General features: G+C 44.0%; 15 protein-coding genes and 1 tRNA gene. 13 read left to right on the top strand and 3 right to left on the bottom strand.

Going from position 1 to position 17,693, the window contains the following annotated elements; genetic code table 11:
- Nucleotides 1-313: 313 nt before the first annotated feature.
- The 10 genes from LTAR_RS15170 to LTAR_RS15125 all read left to right on the top strand — a co-directional run bounded on the left by LTAR_RS15170 (nt 314) and on the right by LTAR_RS15125 (nt 10,691).
- Complete coding sequence (locus LTAR_RS15170) at nt 314-2,002, top strand: ABC transporter substrate-binding protein (RefSeq protein ID WP_062423118.1); 1,689 nt, start codon at nt 314-316, stop codon at nt 2,000-2,002.
- A 105-nt stretch (nt 2,003-2,107) separates the two neighbouring features.
- Nucleotides 2,108-3,184 (top strand): ABC transporter permease, encoded by a 1,077-nt coding sequence (locus LTAR_RS15165; RefSeq protein WP_062423117.1) that lies wholly within the window; start codon nt 2,108-2,110, stop codon nt 3,182-3,184.
- Nucleotides 3,185-3,192: 8 nt separating this feature from the next.
- Complete coding sequence (locus LTAR_RS15160; protein ID WP_062423116.1) at nt 3,193-4,119, top strand: ABC transporter permease; 927 nt, start codon at nt 3,193-3,195, stop codon at nt 4,117-4,119.
- 8 nt (nt 4,120-4,127) lie between these two features.
- Nucleotides 4,128-4,643 (top strand): peptidylprolyl isomerase, encoded by a 516-nt coding sequence (locus tag LTAR_RS15155; RefSeq protein WP_062423115.1) that lies wholly within the window; start codon nt 4,128-4,130, stop codon nt 4,641-4,643.
- 164 nt (nt 4,644-4,807) lie between these two features.
- Nucleotides 4,808-5,788, top strand: a complete 981-nt coding sequence (locus tag LTAR_RS15150; protein ID WP_062423114.1) for a sugar-binding transcriptional regulator — start codon at nt 4,808-4,810, stop codon at nt 5,786-5,788.
- 47 nt (nt 5,789-5,835) lie between these two features.
- A complete protein-coding gene (locus LTAR_RS15145) occupies nt 5,836-6,867 on the top strand; it encodes a thiamine pyrophosphate-dependent dehydrogenase E1 component subunit alpha (protein WP_062423113.1) in 1,032 nt (343 codons plus the stop codon).
- Nucleotides 6,864-7,868 carry an alpha-ketoacid dehydrogenase subunit beta gene (locus tag LTAR_RS15140; RefSeq protein ID WP_062423112.1) on the top strand — a complete coding sequence of 335 codons (1,005 nt, stop codon included), beginning with the start codon at nt 6,864-6,866 and terminating at the stop codon, nt 7,866-7,868. Before LTAR_RS15145 ends, LTAR_RS15140 begins: the two co-directional genes overlap by 4 nt.
- Nucleotides 7,869-7,871: 3 nt before the next feature.
- Nucleotides 7,872-9,146, top strand: coding sequence for a dihydrolipoamide acetyltransferase family protein (locus tag LTAR_RS15135; RefSeq protein ID WP_062423111.1), 1,275 nt, complete (start codon nt 7,872-7,874; stop codon nt 9,144-9,146).
- A gap of 93 nt (nt 9,147-9,239) precedes the next feature.
- Nucleotides 9,240-9,794, top strand: coding sequence for an MOSC domain-containing protein (locus tag LTAR_RS15130; protein WP_062423110.1), 555 nt, complete (start codon nt 9,240-9,242; stop codon nt 9,792-9,794).
- Between the two features lie 6 nt (nt 9,795-9,800).
- The gene (locus LTAR_RS15125; protein WP_062423109.1) at nt 9,801-10,691 is read left to right on the top strand and encodes a DMT family transporter; all 891 of its coding nucleotides are present in this window, start codon (nt 9,801-9,803) and stop codon (nt 10,689-10,691) included.
- An 8-nt stretch (nt 10,692-10,699) separates the two neighbouring features.
- Here LTAR_RS15125 and LTAR_RS15120 read toward each other — a convergent pair whose 3' ends face one another.
- Nucleotides 10,700-11,734 (bottom strand): formylglycine-generating enzyme family protein, encoded by a 1,035-nt coding sequence (locus tag LTAR_RS15120; RefSeq protein ID WP_062423108.1) that lies wholly within the window; start codon nt 11,732-11,734, stop codon nt 10,700-10,702.
- 32 nt (nt 11,735-11,766) lie between these two features.
- Nucleotides 11,767-11,839, bottom strand: a tRNA-Arg gene (locus LTAR_RS15115).
- A 350-nt stretch (nt 11,840-12,189) separates the two neighbouring features.
- Between LTAR_RS15115 and LTAR_RS15110 the strand changes: the two genes are divergently transcribed.
- From LTAR_RS15110 to LTAR_RS15100, 3 genes are read left to right on the top strand one after another with little or no spacing between them, the layout of a single operon-like run.
- The gene (locus LTAR_RS15110) at nt 12,190-13,623 is read left to right on the top strand and encodes a sugar ABC transporter ATP-binding protein (protein WP_062531936.1); all 1,434 of its coding nucleotides are present in this window, start codon (nt 12,190-12,192) and stop codon (nt 13,621-13,623) included.
- Nucleotides 13,620-15,518 (top strand): ABC transporter permease subunit, encoded by a 1,899-nt coding sequence (locus LTAR_RS15105; RefSeq protein WP_062423106.1) that lies wholly within the window; start codon nt 13,620-13,622, stop codon nt 15,516-15,518. Before LTAR_RS15110 ends, LTAR_RS15105 begins: the two co-directional genes overlap by 4 nt.
- Before the next feature lie 45 nt (nt 15,519-15,563).
- Nucleotides 15,564-16,604 carry a sugar ABC transporter substrate-binding protein gene (locus LTAR_RS15100; protein WP_062423105.1) on the top strand — a complete coding sequence of 347 codons (1,041 nt, stop codon included), beginning with the start codon at nt 15,564-15,566 and terminating at the stop codon, nt 16,602-16,604.
- A gap of 62 nt (nt 16,605-16,666) precedes the next feature.
- On the opposite strand, the gene LTAR_RS15095 is transcribed toward LTAR_RS15100, so the two are convergent.
- Nucleotides 16,667-17,668: a sugar ABC transporter substrate-binding protein gene (locus tag LTAR_RS15095; RefSeq protein WP_062423104.1), complete on the bottom strand. Its 1,002-nt coding sequence runs from the start codon at nt 17,666-17,668 to the stop codon at nt 16,667-16,669.
- Between the last annotated feature and the right edge of the window lie 25 nt (nt 17,669-17,693).

Here is a 17,693-nt window from a genome sequence, read left to right as displayed (position 1 = left end):
TGCTTTTTCTGTTTTGTTCCCTTTTTGATAGCGGGGTCGGATGGTTTCTACTAATTCTCGCTTGCTTTGTTGACTCATCATAGCTCCCTCGGCAGCTCTCTATTCTCTGCCCAAGGTAACATCTATTGTGAGGCAACGTTTCTCCTAAAGTTACTTTTAATTTGAGGCAATGCGTGGAATTAAATCATTTGACAAATACATTTGCATGGTTATAATTTCTAGATTAATATGTGACTCATGGTGCAAAACCGCCAGGAGGAGATGCTCCATGAAAATCCCCGAGTTTTACCCCAAATCTTATAGGAGGAGAAAAATGAACAAGAAGATATTGTCATCTGGTTTAATTGCACTGGTTGTTTTCAGCCTTGCATTAGCTGCCTGCGCACCTGCCGCCGCGCCTGCCGCCGAACCAACCAAAGCTCCCGAAGCTGCTGCCGCATTTGCACCTATGAAGGTTGAAGCGCCGAACTGCGACTATGGCGGTGAATTTAAATCCATCGAAGCCGTAGATGAAAACACAGTGAAATTTACACTGTGCTATTCTGATCCTGGATTTCCCTCCAAGGTAGCCTTTTCTGCATTCGGCATCCAGGATAAGGACTATATGGATGCCAATGCCGGTGATTCAGTTGCCATGAGTGAAAAACCGAATGGTACTGGACCGTACAGATTGGTCGAATGGAAAAAAGGCGACAGCATTATCTTTGAAGCCAATCCTGACTACTGGGGTGAAAAAGCCAAAGTGAAGAACCTGGTCTTCCGCTGGTCTGATCAATCTGCTCAACGTTATCTCGAATTGAATTCCGGCACGGTTGATGGCATTGATAATCCTGCCCCTGAAGATATTGTAAAACTCAAAGAAGACAAGAACTTCACCGTTTATGATCGGTCTCCTATGAATATCTTCTATATTGGGTTTAACAATAAGATCGCTCCGTTTGATAATGAGAAGGTTCGCCAGGCTTTTGCCCAGGCCATCGACCGCAAGCGTATTGTTGAACAATACTATCCCGAAGGTTCAACTGTTGCTGAAAACTTTGTTCCCGATCTTTTCAATCCTGGCTTTAGCAAGGATATCAAATGGTATTCTTACGACAAGGATGCCGCCAAGAAGCTCCTGGAAGATGCCGGTTTTGATTTCAATCAGGAAATTAAGCTTTCATTCCGCAACGTAGTTCGCGGTTACCTGCCTTCACCTGATAAAGTGGCCCAGGAACTGCAGGGCCAGCTGGCTGAAATTGGCGTAAAAGTTAAATTGAATGAGATGGAATCAGCTACATTCATCGATGCAACTGCCGCTGGACAGGAAGGTTTCTATCTGCTCGGTTGGAGTGCTGATTATCCGGATTCCACCAACTTCTATGATTATCATTTCGCCAATGAAAACAACAAGCAATTTGGCGCACTGTTCCCCGATATCGCCGAACCCATCAAAGCCGCTGGAAAGATATCTGATACCGCTGAACGCCAGAAACTGTATGACAAAGTCAATGAATTACTGAAGACCCATGTTCCCATGATCCCAGTAGCTCATGGTGGTTCTGCCACAGTTTTCAAAGCTAAAGTGGAAGGTGCCCATGCCAGCCCGTTGACCAATGAAATCTTTGCTGTTATGAATAATGGCGCTGATCAATTGGTCTGGATGCAGAATGGTGAGCCGGCTTCTCTGTGGTGCTCTGACGAGACCGATGGCGAAACTCTGCGCGGATGCGAAGCCATGTATGATTCTCTGCTGGCATACAAAGTGGGCGGTGTTGAAGTCGAACCCAGCCTGGCTGAGAAATATACATCCAACGCTGATGCCACAGAATATGTGTTCAATTTACGCAAAGGTGTGAAATTTACCAATGGCGCTGCCCTGGACGCGAATGATGTTGTTAGCAGCTTTGCTGCCCAATGGGATGCCAAGAGCCCGAATCATAAAGGCCGCACTGGTACATTTGAATACTTTGGTTCCTTCTTCGGAAGCTTCTTGAATGCTCCCGAAAAATCGGCCGAGTAATTCGTAATAAGGATTTTTCAAAAGTAGTAGATGTTTTAGCCGGTCAGTGGATCAAAAATTCACTGACCGGCATATCCCAGAACAAATAAGACAGGCTGAAGCCAGATGCTTCAATTTCTTTCCCGCCGATTATTATTATTAATCCCGGTTTTGATAGGGATTGTTTTTATAACCTTTGGCATCGTTCGATTGATACCAGGGGATCCTTGTGTCACAATGTTGGGTGAGCGGGCTACTCCACAGAAATGCCAGCAATTCCTTGAACGTTATGGTTTGAACGATAACTTCGCCGTTCAATTTGTCAGGTATCTCTCTAATATGGCCCAGGGTGATCTGGGGTTATCTATCAAGTTTTCACGCCCGGTAGCCGATATCATTGCTGAACGGCTGCCGCTAACCATTGAACTTACACTCTGTGCGATGCTTTTTTCCACAGTGTTTGGAGTACTTTTTGGCGTTATATCAGCACTGAAACGCAACTCATTCATTGACACGTTAACAATGATCGGTGCAAATATCGGTGTTTCCATGCCAGTTTTCTGGTTGGGTTTGATGTTGGCATATGTTTTTGCCTTAATGCTAAAGGGTACTCCGTTTTTTATCCCCCCATCTGGCCGGTTTAGTGCCGGCTTGACTTTGATGTCACTTTCAAGGTATTGGGGATTAAAAAATGTTACAGGTTTCGAGAAATTTGTCATCGATTTCATGTCGAATTCACTGCTTCTAAATGCCATTATTACCGGAAATTGGAAAGCTGTTAAAGATGGACTATGGCATTTAATCCTTCCGGCAATTGCAGTTGGAACCATCCCCATGGCCGTTATAGCCCGTATGACCCGTTCCAGCCTATTGGAAGTACTTGGTCTGGATTACATCCGTACTGCACGGGCAAAGGGTTTGATTGAACGGTTGGTCATCTCAAAACATGCCATGCGAAATGCCATGATACCGATTGTCACAATAATCGGTATTGAAACAGGTAGTCTGCTGTCTGGCGCTGTTTTGACCGAGACAGTTTTTGCGCTTCCAGGTGTTGGAACATCTTTGGTCAATGCCATATTGTCTCGCGATTATCCAGTTGTACAGGGTTTCACTTTAATCATTGCGATCATCTTTGTGCTGGTTAACTTGATCGTTGATATATCTTATGCATATCTTGATCCACGGATCAGAATAGAGTGACGGAGAACATGGCACCAAAAGAATCGAAAAAAAAAGGACAATACGAACGCCAATCTCCGGCAAGAGAATCTTTCCGTCGGTTTCTGCGACACCGATCTGCACAGGTTGGATTAGGAATTCTCCTGGTGTTGGTATTAATCGCGATATTCGCGCCTTTGCTTGCGCCGTACAATCCTACCCAGATTTTGAAGAATGAGAAACGACGAGACGTACCCTGCATTCATTTATTAGGGTGTCCGGCGGATAAAAACGAACATATTATGGGAGTTGATGGTAACAGTCGAGATCTTTTCTCCCGCGTGCTTTATGGTTCTCGATTATCCCTTCAAATTGGTTTGATCACCATTAGTTTTGCCATCCTTATCGGGGGGCTTATCGGAGCATTTGCCGGATATGTGGGTGGATGGGTGGATAACCTTCTCATGCGTCTTATGGATGTATTGATGGCTTTTCCGAGCCTGCTTCTTGCCATCGCCATTGTGACAGTTTTGGGAACAGGATTGATCAATGCACTTCTGGCGATTGGTATTGTCTCTATTCCCCGTTTTGCCCGCCTGGTTCGTGCATCGGTTCTTTCAACAAAAGAATTGGATTATGTGGCTGCTTCACGGGCTTTGGGTGCCTCTCCCATACGCCTTTTGTTCCAGAGGATTTTGCCTAATTCAATCACTCCATTAATTGTGCAGGGTACACTGGGTATAGCCACTGCCATTTTGGATGCGGCTGCCTTGTCCTTCCTTGGTTTAGGTGCAGAACCTCCCAGGCCCGAATGGGGTCTTATGCTGGGTGAAGAAAAGAACAGTGTTTTTAATGCGCCTCACCTTGTGTTTTTCCCGGGAATTGCCATCATGCTTACCGTTTTAAGCTTCAACCTGGTGGGTGATGGATTACGTGATGCCCTCGATCCGCGGTTACGCGGAAAACCTGTTGCTTAGGAGAAAAAATGGCTGAAAACAAGCGTTGGTCAAACCCTCCAGCGATGGAGATAGATGTAAAAAAGACTTATCAGGCTGTCATGAATACTGATAAGGGAAAAATCGTCATCGATCTCTTTGCCTCAAAAGTTCCCAAAACCGTGAACAATTTTGTATTCTTGGCCCGTCAGGGATTTTATGATGACACAATTTTTCATCGGGTGATCAGTGATTTTATGGCTCAGGGCGGGGATCCAACTGGAACTGGTATGGGTGGACCTGGTTATAAATTTGAGGATGAATTTGATTCTTCCCTTAAGCATGATAAACCAGGAATTTTATCCATGGCAAATGCCGGACCAAATACGAATGGTTCTCAATTCTTCATTACGCATGTGCCTACCCCCTGGTTAGATCGAAAGCATGCCATATTTGGTCAGGTAAAAGAGGGGATGGATGTCGTAATGTCAATCCCGCCAAGAAATCCGCAGGCTCCAGAATATGCTGGCGTGAAAATTCAATCCATTGAAATTCTTGAAAAGTAAACGAATAAAATTCAGCAGACAAAAGCACCAGAAATGGTGCTTTTTTGTTTATTTGAAAACTCATTGTAAGAAAAATCTATTGACAATTATTTCACCTGGAGATAATATTATCATAACCGTAAAAATATTTCAGATGTTTAAATCCCGGGGACCTGGCTGAGCTCATGAACATAATTCCAAGTGATTATGAATCATCCCGTTTGATAAGCAAAATATTGATGATGTATTACATGGAAGACAAATCTCAGGCTGAAATTGGTCAGGAGCTTGGACTTTCAACTGCAAAGATCAATAGACTATTGAAACAGGCAAGGAATCAGGGATATGTTGAAATCAACATTCATACTCCTTTTCAACATCTATTGACCCTTGAAAAAGAACTTGAAAGTGTCACAGGACTTAAACATGCTGTTGTCGTTCCTAAGCTCGGCGATAATCCTAAGGCTTTATTACAGAGTGTAGGAAAGGCTGCCGCCACATTCTTTCTCGAACACATCAGAGACGGTGATATTATTTGCATGGGCGGGGGCGTTACTTTAAGTGCCATGGTTGAATCCATTCCGGCAGACCAGAAGTATTCTGTTACAGTAGTACCGGCATCTGGTGGTGTACAGGGAAGGTATGATACTAATGTAAATAGTCTGGTGGCAGATTTGGCTATTAAATTAGGTGGCAGGAGTTTGTCTTTACATGCTCCTGCTGTAACTGATTCACCGAGAGAGCGTGAAAACTTATTGGCTTTGCGTCAGATAAAAGAGGTACTTGACCTGGCTGATCATGCCCAGGTTGCATTGGTGGGTATCGGCGCTGTACGACCCGCAACAGCCAGTATGTTTCAATTTGCTTCGTTATCTCAGGAAGATATTTCCGCCATCACAGAGAACAAACAGGCGGTTGGTGAAATGCTTGTGCATCTAATTGACCGGCAAGGACGGCCTGTCAATAGTGTGTTGAATCAGCGGATTGTTGGTCTGGAATTAGAGGATTTGAAAAAAATTCCATTAACCATCGGCATTGCCGCTTTGCAAAACAAAGTTACACCTATCATTGCTGCACTTAAAGGAGGTTATTTAAAGGTACTGATTACAGATGAAGAAACAGCCAAAGAAGTATTAGCAAGATTCCAAACCGGGATTCCGGACTGAAAACAATCATTATTGGATATCGGAAACCCTAAGAACTGGAGAAATCTATGCCTGTACATACGAAAGATGTCTCAAACGAATTACAGTTAGATCCAAAAATACGAAAGCAAATTGTCCAGCGGCTTTCTAAAGAAAAGCTGCAAAAGATGCTTGAGCAGATGTTCCTTACGCGGTTTTTTGAAGAGAATGCTGAAGCATTATATATGCGTGGTTTAGTTCATGGAACCATGCACCTCTCCATCGGGATGGAAGCCTCTCCTATCGGTTCAATAGCAGCTATCCGAGATGATGATTATATTCTTCACCACCATCGTGGTCATGGCCATACAATCGCCAAGGGAGCTGATATTACCCTGATGATGGGCGAATTCATTGGCAAGGAACCCGGTTACTGCCGCGGACGCGGTGGTTCGATGCACATTGCTGACATTGCCGGACGTAACCTGGGTGCCACCGGTATCGTTGGCGGCGGTTTACCGACTGCAGTAGGAATTGGCCTTGCGTTGCAGATGAAGAAAACAGACAATATTCTGCTTTGCTTCTTCGGTGATGGTGCCACAAATGAAGGTTCCTTCCACGAAGCATTGAATATGGCTGCCCTGTGGAAACTTCCGATTGTTTTCATTTGTGATAACAACCAGTATGGCATGTCAATGGCTGTTGAACGGGCCATGACTGTCCACCATATCAGTCAACGTGCTGCTGCCTACAACATTCCCGGTGTGACTGTAGATGGAAATGACGTACTTGCGGTATACGACAAAGTATCAGAAGCCGCCATGCGTGCCCGGTCAGGTGAAGGTCCGACCCTGGTCGAAAACCTGACATACCGTTGGCGTGGCCATTCAAAGAGTGACCGCAACCTGTACCGTACCCAGGAAGAAATCGAAGAGTGGAAACAGTTTGACCCGATCATCCGGTATACCGGATGGTTGCAGGAATATAAAGTGCTATCTGAAGATGAAATTGATTCAATTGAACAGAGTGCAAAAGAATCCATTAACAAGGCAACCGAGACCGCTTTAGCTTTCCCGGAACCTACACCTGAGAATCTGGAAGCGGAGGTATTTGCGCCATGACAAACCCAGAAACAAAACGAGAAATTACCATGTTGGAAGCAGTGCGCGAAGCACTGGTCCAAGAAATGCGCCGCGACGAGAATGTTTTTCTTATTGGTGAAGATATTGGTGTATATGGTGGTGCGTTCGGTGTAAGCAAGGGTATGCAAGAAGAATTTGGTATGGAGCGTGTGCGTGACACACCCATTTCAGAGGCTGGAATTGCCGGTGCCTGTGTTGGAGCCGCTCTGATGGGTATGCGCCCGGTTGGCGAAGTCATGTTCATGGATTTCCTGACGTTGATGATGGATCAATTGGTCAACCAGGCAGCTAAAATCCGTGTCATGTTTGGCGGAAAGGTCAGCATTCCGTTGGTGATGCGGGCACCTTATGGCTCCGGGACCGGTGCGGCCGCACAACATTGTCAATCATTGGAGAGCTGGTTCATATCCACTCCCGGTATAAAGGTCATTTGCCCTTCCACTCCGTATGACGCAAAAGGACTTTTAGTATCTGCTATTCGCGATAACAATCCGGTAGTTTTTATGGAGAATAAACTTCTCTATAAAGCCAAAGGTTTTGTACCGGAAGACCTTTACACATTACCGATCAGCAAAGGTGATGTAAAACGCGAAGGCAAAGACATGACGATTTTCTCCTATGGTGTCACAGCTCAGCGATCTCTCGAGGCTGCAGAAATACTGGCAAAAGAGGGTATTGACATTGAAGTCATCGATCCTCGGACACTCAAACCATTGGATAAAGATCTGGTAATTCAATCCGTTTCAAAGACCGGTCGGTTGCTGATTGTACATGAAGCAACCAAAACGGGTGGATTTGCCGGTGAAGTTACGTCTGTTGTTTGTGAAAGTGAAGCTTTTGACCGCCTGGATGCCCCCATAAAACGGTTGTGTGGTCTGGATATTCCGATCCCATATAACCGGACATTGGAAAAAGCAGCCACTCCTCAGGTTGAAGACATCGTCAAAGCTGCCCGTTCACTGGCTATTGAAGGGAGATAGTCCATGAAAGCAGAAGTAATTATGCCAAAAGTGGACATGGACCAGGAAACCGGTACGCTGGTGGAATGGTTAAAACAGGAAGGTGACACCGTTAAGAAAGGTGAACCCCTGTTTGTGATGCTGACAGCGAAAGCCTCGATTGAAGTTGAGGCACCCGAATCAGGTATATTGCGCGGGATTACAGCAAAGAAAGACGATGTCATTCCGGTAACACAGGTTATTGCCTATATTGTGTCACCTGATGAAAAGTTTGAAGCTCCTGTTGCTAAACCTGCTGAATCTGCCGCTGTTAAAGCTCCAGAGATGCCATCGGAAGCAAAAAAAGCTGAAAATGAAACATCTTCTGTTCCTACTATGGTGGCGGGTGATGCCAGCCAGGTGAGAGCAACCCCGTTAGCCCGGGCAATTGCACGTGAAAAGGGACTGGATTTGTCTGCAATTGCAGGCCGCGGTCCCCGCGGACGCATTTATAAAGCCGATGTGTTATCTGCATTGGATAAAGGAGTTGGTTCAATAGCAGCAAAACCTGCCATGGTTCAAGCCCCGGCGGGTGCAGCTCCTGCTATCAATATTCCTCTTCCAAATGCTCGCATACGTGAACGGATTCCTCAAAAGGGAGTACGGACTATTATTGCTCAACGTTTGGGCTATAGTTGGAATTCCATTCCACATATTTACGAATCTGTAAATGTGAATATGGAAGAGATTGTCCGGCTTCGTGAACGGGTAAACCAGGTTATACAGAATCATACAGGTTTGAAAGTCTCGTATACTGCGATTCTGGCCCTGGCTGTAGCCCGTCTCTTACCAAAACATCCTTTCCTGAATAGCTCTTTTACCGGTGATGAAGTTATTTTGTGGGAAGATGTCAATCTGGGTATTGCCACCAGCCTTGAAGATTATTTGATTGTTCCGGTTGTACGTACTGCCCAGGAATTGAGTCTTGAGAGTATTGTGAAGGAAATGAGCCGACTGTTGGAAGCAGCCCGTGGGAAGAAGTTGGAACCGGCTGATATGAGCGGATCCACCTTTACCATCAGCAACCTGGGCATGTTTGGTATTGAATCATTCACTGCGATCATTAATCCACCAGAGACTGCTATTCTGGCTGTTGGAAAAATGGTTGATACCCCTGTAGTGATCGATGGACAGGTCGTTGTACGTCCCATGATGAACCTCACCCTGGCAGTAGATCATCGCGTGAATGATGGTGCTCGCGCTGCCAAATTCCTGAGTGATTTGAAATCCACTCTTGAGAATCCATATCTATTAATCTAGATTCCGATTATTATTGGTAGAGAAGCAAATCGGAATAGATAAATTCCCCCGCTGCAAAGCGGGGGAATTTGTAAGAATACAAAGTGAGGAAGAATGGATGAAGAAATTGTAGGTAAAGTTTTAACTGTATTGGTAGCTAAAGACCCCAATTCCATGAAATCCACTCCAATTGAAACTGTGGAAGTTACCTTTGAAGGTTTTCAAGGCGACAAACATTCAGGATGGACAAAACCTTCGGATGGACGCACAAATTTTTATGCCCGGGGAACAACTATCCGAAACAACCGTCAAATTTCATTGATTTCAAAAGAAGAAACCGATTTAATTGCGTCTACACTCGGAATTGATCAAATACTGCCTGAATGGATGGGTGCAAATTTATTAATCTCGGATATCCCCGAATTTTCAAGTTTGGAGCCAAACAGTCGTCTCTTTTTCTCCAGCGGTGTTGTTTTATTGATTACCGCTGAAAACCATCCATGTATGACATTATCAAAAGAAATTGCATCGAACTTTCCAGATAGACCCGAATTGGTTGGAAAAATTGTTGCCGCTTCCAAGAATTTACGCGGATTAGTAGCTGTTGTTGAATTACCCGGATATATAAAGAAAGGTGATGATGTACGTGTAATGCACGCACATAAATAATTACGAATGGGTGAAATTGCTGCCTTAATCACTGCCGTCTGTTGGTCTTTCACATCCATCTTCTTTAATAATGCTTCACGGTTAATCGGTTCAGTACGTGTAAATCGATTGCGTCTGCTCGTCGCTTCTGCCATTCTTGTTGTGTCCCACTGGATTGTTCTTGGATCACCAATACCTGTAGGAGCATCCAATGAAAGATGGCTCTGGCTTGGTTTATCAGGAATTATCGGACTTGCGCTGGGGGATGCATTTTTATTTCAGGCATATGTTTTTATTGGTGCCCGATTAACAACTGTTATTATGGCGTTGGATCCGGTTTTTTCAGCTTTGATCGCCTGGTTGTGGCTTGGCGAAAAGTTGAGTCTGATTGAAATTGCCGGTATAGTCATAACTATTTTTGGCGTTGGCTGGGTGGTTATGGAACAGCGGAACGGCCAGGGCAGGCATTCACGAAAAGATCAAATTTTGGGGATACTTTGTGGAATCGGCTCTGTACTTGGACAGGCAGTTGGCTTTGTTCTTTCAAAGAAGGGGCTTGAAGGGAATTTCTCTCCACTTTCGGGAGTGTTAATTCGAATTCTGGTTGCGACCTTCGTCATGTGGGTTTTGGCCATGTTCAGTGGCAAAATCAAAGATACGTGGGACGGGTTTAAAGATCGTACAGCCATGAAGAATATTCTGGCTGGATCGATTGTTGGGCCTTCATTAGGGGTCTGGTTATCTATGGTGGCAGTCCAACTTATTCCGGTTGGAATTGCCTCTACTTTAATGGCAACGAGACCTGTTATGTTGCTTCCTCTGTCAAAGATTTTTTATAATGAAAAAATATCTCTCCGTGCCATAATTGGTACTATTATTGCCTTATTCGGAGTGACATTGATTTTTCTCTTTGGATAGACATCCTATCAATTGGAAGCGGCACAACGAAAGCCGCGATTTTCACCGGGTGAATTGGGCACATGGTGGAAACGCATGGCTAGATGGGTAAAATGCAGTGCATCTGTGTAACCGGCTCCTCTAAGTGAGCGGCTTTTATGATCGGCAGACAAATCTGGACCTTGAGGATTCCGTTCGGGTGATTCTCCGTAGTAATACTCACTGTAAACATCATTCACCCATTCTCTAACGTTACCAACCATATCCAATACACCATACGGAGATTTCCCTTCAGGGTAACTGCCTACCGGACGGGTGGTGTTATACGCATTTCCAAAATTGGCCAGATTACCATCAGGGGGTGTATTTCCCCAGGGGTATAAACGGCCGTCAGTTCCACGGGCAGCTTTTTCCCATTCGGCTTCTGTGGGAAGACGACGTCCGACTTTTTCGCAATAAATTCTGGCATCATCCCAGTTAACATATGTAACAGGGTGATTATCAAAGTCCGGATTGGTATAGTTTACATTTTGTTCGGAGTCATGGACAATATCTCGGCACAAACCTGAAGAAACACATTTCTTATACATAGCCTGTGTTACTTCTGTCTGATCAATCCAATAGCCATCGAGATAAACCATATGCTGGGGTTTTTCCTGTAATTCGGCTTCATTGTAATCATCTGAAGAGCCCATTAGAAATGAACCCGAAGGAACATAGACCTGTACCATTCCATCTACAGGAGATATCCTGGTCGTTCCCAACGGAGGTTCTTGTGTAGGGGTGGGCGCATTGGTTGGTGTAGGTGCATTGGCTGTTTTTGCAGCCTGTGTGGATGCCGCCGCCTGTAAAGCTTGCTGTGTTGCCACTACTTGAGCCGTAATTGTGGCATTCATTTCCATGACAACCTGGTTTACATCTTTTGTTGGAAGTGGAGTGGGCTCTGGACTGCTAAAAACACCCGTCCGAAATAGAATGATCCCTCCAAAAAAGACAAAGAGTAAAAAGAAGGCGCCGCCGAGAAAAAGGAGGGTCTCTTTATTGTGAGCTGATAGTTGATTCATGGAGATGGACTCGAAAGAAAATAAAAGAAAGGCGCCCTCGGGGAGATTCGAACTCCCAACCAACAGATTCGAAGTCTGGTGCTCTGTCCATTGAGCTACGAGGGCAGTAAGTGCTGAAAAATCAGCGTAGTTATTATAACCGGATTAGATTTATCTTGTCGATAGTAATCCTAAACCTTGTGATATTACATAAATCGATTTTCATCACTTTATTAAAATATAGGAAAATTGACGAAATTTTCATCTTTTACGTTCATGAAAGTGGAGCTTGTTCGATACACTTAACACTGCTAGAATCAATCAATAGAGGGAATTCATTTATAAATACAACCTGAACAACAAGCTTTTCTCTAAATCCTCATTGGGCGAGTAGCGACAGAATGAATCTTTCCGGAAATTTGCTCGAGGTTAGGAATTTAAGCAAGATATTTCCCGGCGTTCAAGCACTGGAGGGGGTGGATTTTAACGTAAATTGTGGAGAAGTACATGTTTTGTTGGGAGAAAATGGGGCTGGAAAATCCACACTTATAAAAATAATCAGTGGGGCATACCAGCCAGATTCTGGATCAATTTTCTTTAAAGGAAAAAAAGTTCATGAAAATGATCCTCGTAATTCTTTACAGATGGGTGTTAGTGTCTTATATCAAGAGCCTTCCCTTGTTCCGAATCTTAACCTGATTGAAAATATCCATCTGGGAATTGAACCTGAACTACCTTCATTATTAACCGCAATTGACGAAAAAAAACAATTACAAAATACGCTGGCTCTATTTGATGAACTAAACCTTGCGCTCGATCCTTACGCACAAGTTTCAGAACTAAACCTGGCCGAGCAGCAAATGGTAGCTATCGCCAGAGCACTTCATCTTTCCGCTAATCTGGTGATATTTGATGAACCGGCTGCGATGTTGGCGCAACGAGAAGTGACTCAACTTTTCAGCGTTATTCGTCAGTTGCGGGCACGGGGATTGGGGATAATTTATGTAACTCACCGTCTTGAAGAAGCCATGCAAATTGGAGATCGGGCTTCTATCATGCGAGATGGCCATATGGTGGCAACTGTTGCCATTGATGGAACAACAAAGAAAGACCTGGTACGGATGATAGTTGGGCATGGTGTGGAAGATTCTATAACCCGTATCTCCAGATCTTCGAAAGAAGAAATTTTACGACTTGAAAAGGTGTCATCCAAAGAAGGTATAACTGATGTCAGTATTAACCTTCATGCCGGTGAAATACTGGGAATTACAGGTCTGATAGGGTCCGGGGGTACTGATTTATTGCAAACGATTTTCGGAGTAAATCCTGTGATTTCCGGAAAGATATTCATGCGGGGAAAAGAGGTAAAAATTCTATCTCCGCAGGATGCTATTTCTCTTGGGATTGGATTTATTACTGAAGATCGACAAAACCAAGGGTTAATTCTTGAGATGAATGCCCAGGAGAATATGACAATCGCTTCACTGGATGACATCAGCATGGGGCAGATCATTGACTTGCAGGCAGAAAACCAAATTGTGGAACATTATGCAAGCCGTTTGAATATAAATCCGCTGATTCTTTCTGGAAAATCGAAATTTCTCTCGGGAGGCACCCAACAGAAGGTTGTTTTATCACGATGGTTGGCGAGAAATTGTCAGGTTCTTTTGTTAGATGAACCGTCACGAGGTGTTGATGTTGGATCCAGGGCAGAGCTTTACCGTTTACTAAATGAGTTGACAAAACGCGGGACCAGCATGATTCTGGTCAGTTCAAATATTCCAGAGATTTTGACAATGGCCGATCGAATAGTAGTATTACGTCAGGGTCGCATAGTCAAATTATTAAATCGATATGAAGCCACTCATTCGGCAATCATGAATTTGGTTGAGGAAGGAGCTGTTTTATGAATTCTTCCCGAAGGGTGCTTACTTTATCTATTCACTCCAGATTGACTTCCAGTTTTCATCGATATCTTCCTGTAATTCCTAAAATTGAAAATCTGGGGGCTATCATCGGGTTAAGTCTATTGGTCATTGTGTTTTCATTTTTCTCTGAGTCATTCCGGCAAATCAGCAATATTATCCTCTTATTAAAAAATGCAGCAATTACCATTGGCATAGTAGCCGTTGGACAGACAGTTGTCATGATTTCAGGAGGTATTGATCTTTCGGTTGGATCAGTTGTGGCTATCACGGGACTGGTGACTGCATATCTAATGAAATTTGGCTTCGGAATGATTCCGCCATTAGAAGGAAATTTGTGTTATCTGGCCATCGCTATCGGTTGGATTACAGGGATGTTGATTGGTGGCTTTCAGGGTATGTTAATCACCTGTTTCAAGATGCCTGCATTTATCGTTACACTCGGTACGATGGTGGGATTGCGCGGACTTTCTGTTGCTATTTCAAATAGTGCACCCATTAACGCCCTACCGGATCAATTCAAATGGTTTTCCGATGGGAAAGTTGGAATCATTCCATCACCGGTTATCATCCTTCTTGTCACCTATTTATTCACTGCCATGATGTTGAGATTCACAAAAATGGGGAGGTATTGTCATGCTATCGGTGGAAATGAAACGGCCGCCCGGTTGGCAGGTATTAATGTTGATCTATATCGGATAATTTTCTATACCTACAGCGGTCTGTTAGCTGCCTTGACCGGAACTATTCTTATTTCCTATATTGATGCGGCAGTCTACACTAATGGTGATGGGTTTCAGTTTAATTCTGTTGCAGCCGTAATCATCGGAGGAACAAGTCTGACAGGTGGAATAGGCGGTATCTGGGGCTCATTAATTGGTTCATTAATTCTGGCGACAGTCCCCAGCGGCATGGTCATGTTGAATGTTCCTTCCTGGTGGAGAGATTCTGTTACAGGTGCTGTGATTCTTCTCGCTGTTTTTATCGACGTAAATCGTCAATTTGCCAGAAAGAATGCCATTCGCCTGGATACAGTTCAACCAACTACGGGTGGGCGTTATTTATCTGAATTATTGAACGATTTGTCTCACTCAATAAAAAAACATACCGGTACGTCTCTCTTCAGATTCTATTTGATTGACAGAGAAACAGGTGATATTGTGCCGCAAGAAATCATGTTGTCGGATTCAGTTTCTGCACGGAATACCTCATTTCCTGGAAAAAGTCGAATTGTGTATGAAGCGAAAGAACAAGGGAGTGCCGTACTTATTCATGACCTCGTTCGTGCTGGCTATCAAAGTGTTGTACCAATCCAGCAAGACGTCCAGTGTGCTTTGGCTTATCCTTTGATAAACCACGAACGATGTTTCGGAATTATTGAATTGCAGAGTCCGGGTATTGCAATTTTCAAAGATTCGACTATTGATTTATTGAAAGACATTACCACTTCGATATTGACTCCTCTGGAGGATGCCTGGCTATTTGAGAGTGGTTGGTTGATCAGGCAGGTTAGAGAAGCACTTCGCCATCTCTGGGATGATTTATACCTTGGACGGATGCCCATTGCTGAGTGGGCATTATCTGAAAAGGACAGTCATCACGAAAAAACGGCAGGCGCTCGGGGAGAGACGTTACGAAATGTCATAATCAAGATCATTGAAAGTATGAAAACAAGTGAAAGCAGTGGGGAACGTAGTAACCGGTGTTACCAAATCTTATATATGACGTATATTCAAGAACAGGCTGTTGAACAAATTGTTCGAAGCTCACATATAAGCAGGCGCCAATACTTCTATGAATTAAAAAATTGTATTGAAGTATTAACTGACCTTTTAATCCGGAATCACAGAAAAGAACTTACTTCTGAAAATCAAAAATAGAAAAAATCCTGAAATAGTTTTCTGATTTACAAGGATGAAATAGATATGCGACGAATCATGGTATCCATACTTTTTCTTATTCTATGTATATTCGGAAATGGATGTGTTTCGGAAAAGGAACTATCGCAGCATGGACTATTTCAAAAACCTGAAAAGGGATCCACACGGGTGGCGATTGTGCCGCCAGGATTTACAAGCCCATTCCATATTGCCATAAAAAAAGGTGCAGTGGAAGCCGGTAAAAGCTATGGTTGGCAAGTCGATACTGTTGCAGCCGATAATGAAGGCGATTTTGCCGGGCAGGTGAGTGTTGTAGAACAGGAATTACAGAAGCAAATATCTGCCATATCGATAAACCCTATTGATTCAAAAGCCATTGTTACAGCCGTCCGAGAAGCGAATATTGCCCAAATTCCGGTTTTTATGCACAACCTAATTACTCCGGTGGATGAAGGAAAAGTTGTTGAATATATCGGTTATGACCAATGGAATGGCGCAGTTAAACTGGCAAACTATACCTGCAGTGTTTTGAAGAATGCAGGTAATGTTTATATATTGACCGGTATACCGGGTTTTCATGCCAATCGTCGCACTCAAGGATACAGGTGGGGATTGGAGAAATCCTGTCCAAAGGTCAGAATTATTGGTGAACAAACAGCCGAATGGGATCGAACGAAAGCAATTGAAGTGGCAACTGTTGCATTACAACAACATCCTGAAATTGATGTTTTTTATGGAAATTCAGATGAGATGGGTATTGGTGCCTGCATTGCAGCTGCCAAGATCGGCCGTAAGGTAAATCAGAATATTTGGTGCCTTGGAATCGATGGGAACGAGGTCACACTTGACCTGATTAAAAATAATAAAATGACAGCCACACTGGGGGTTTATCCAGATCGCATTGGAACGACCATTATCACCCAGATGTCCAAACTGCTTAATGGAGAAAACATCCCCTATATTTTGGAGACTCCTTCCATTGTGGTTGATGAAAAAAACGTTACTGAATATGAGAATGGAACCACATGGAATGAACCTGTATCTGGCACTCCTGAGTTTGATAATGGAAAACCGACCGGTCAATAAAGAAACCGGCAGTTCGTTGTTCTGATCTGCCGGTCTGAAAAAGGAGAAGAATTCAGGATGAACTACCGAATTCCCTTCTCAATAAGTGGAGCAATCTCTTTGATATTATCAGGAGTGACTGTTCCCACACCGGTGTTTATATGTAGACCGGGGATCAAATAGTTCTTTGTCAGCCAGATCTGCTGAACTGGATAGTATCCCTGCAGGTAGAGTACCTGATCAAAGCTGACACTGATAAAGCCTTTTTCAATTCCAGCGATGGTGGCGGGGGAGAGGTCAATACCACCAACAATGATCTCTCCTGGTTTCTTCGCGGCTGATTCCAGTACTTTTGGAAGGGTGGCTGTGATATTGCCATGTTGTGTGCCTATGGCTTTCAGATTCGGATGTTTCTGAATATAGGCAGTAAGAATGGGGATGGCCAGAGATGCATCTTTGTCTACATCATCTGTAACATCGAGCTTGTCAACCTTGATCCCACCTTCAGTGAGTGCGTCAACAACACCCTGTGAGCTGACACTTCGTCCTTCCTGATGCCAGATATCATAGACCAGTGCTTCGTCACCAGATTTCAGGCCGGCTGCAATCATAGCTTTACCAGTTAGATACCCACCATCGTGAAGGTCAGCACCGGCATAGCCAAAACCTTTTGTCTGGAATTTAGCTTCAATTTTAGGAAGAGGATTATTTCCGCTTGTAACAACGATTCCCATTCCAACAGCCTGTTCCACCAACGGTCCCATGGCATCTTCCCCTGGGTGTCCCATGATAACAATGCCATCGGGTTTGGCTGCAATGGCTTCTTTGAATTGGTCAATCATTTTCTGGGAATCCCAACCTGAGTATTGTTCGATCAGCTTAATATTCAAGGCGGCAGCCGCTGCTTTTGCTCCGTTGGTACGGGCAAGAGTGGAAGGATCTCCCTGATTACCTCCCATTTGCATATAGACAACCAACTGCTTATCTGCTTTTGGTGCAGCTGATGACGGTGCAAATGGTGCAAAAGCTGACAGAACCAGTGTCAGAACCATCAAAACTGTCAGAAGGCTAAAAAAACGTTTCATTTCTTTATCTCCTTTTGTTGATGAA

The sequence above is a fragment of the Leptolinea tardivitalis genome (genome assembly GCF_001050275.1).
Taxonomy (GTDB): Bacteria; Chloroflexota; Anaerolineae; order Anaerolineales; family Anaerolineaceae; genus Leptolinea; species Leptolinea tardivitalis.
Note: the sequence above shows the minus strand (reverse complement) of the source record. Positions and strands in the feature narration are given on the sequence as shown.

Bases quoted from the DNA above. Each gene is read 5' to 3' on its own strand.
- LTAR_RS15130 (WP_062423110.1), top strand. From the start codon at position 9,240: ATGGATGAAGAAATTGTAGGTAAAGTTTTAACTGTATTGGTAGCTAAA.
- LTAR_RS15100 (WP_062423105.1), top strand. From the start codon at position 15,564: ATGCGACGAATCATGGTATCCATACTTTTTCTTATTCTATGTATATTC.
- LTAR_RS15145 (WP_062423113.1), top strand. From the start codon at position 5,836: ATGCCTGTACATACGAAAGATGTCTCAAACGAATTACAGTTAGATCCA.
- LTAR_RS15135 (WP_062423111.1), top strand. From the start codon at position 7,872: ATGAAAGCAGAAGTAATTATGCCAAAAGTGGACATGGACCAGGAAACC.
- LTAR_RS15125 (WP_062423109.1), top strand. From the start codon at position 9,801: ATGGGTGAAATTGCTGCCTTAATCACTGCCGTCTGTTGGTCTTTCACA.
- LTAR_RS15155 (WP_062423115.1), top strand. From the start codon at position 4,128: ATGGCTGAAAACAAGCGTTGGTCAAACCCTCCAGCGATGGAGATAGAT.
- LTAR_RS15160 (WP_062423116.1), top strand. From the start codon at position 3,193: ATGGCACCAAAAGAATCGAAAAAAAAAGGACAATACGAACGCCAATCT.
- LTAR_RS15140 (WP_062423112.1), top strand. From the start codon at position 6,864: ATGACAAACCCAGAAACAAAACGAGAAATTACCATGTTGGAAGCAGTG.
- LTAR_RS15165 (WP_062423117.1), top strand. From the start codon at position 2,108: ATGCTTCAATTTCTTTCCCGCCGATTATTATTATTAATCCCGGTTTTG.
- LTAR_RS15170 (WP_062423118.1), top strand. From the start codon at position 314: ATGAACAAGAAGATATTGTCATCTGGTTTAATTGCACTGGTTGTTTTC.
- LTAR_RS15105 (WP_062423106.1), top strand. From the start codon at position 13,620: ATGAATTCTTCCCGAAGGGTGCTTACTTTATCTATTCACTCCAGATTG.
- LTAR_RS15150 (WP_062423114.1), top strand. From the start codon at position 4,808: ATGAACATAATTCCAAGTGATTATGAATCATCCCGTTTGATAAGCAAA.
- LTAR_RS15095 (WP_062423104.1), bottom strand. From the start codon at position 17,668: ATGAAACGTTTTTTTAGCCTTCTGACAGTTTTGATGGTTCTGACACTG.
- LTAR_RS15120 (WP_062423108.1), bottom strand. From the start codon at position 11,734: ATGAATCAACTATCAGCTCACAATAAAGAGACCCTCCTTTTTCTCGGC.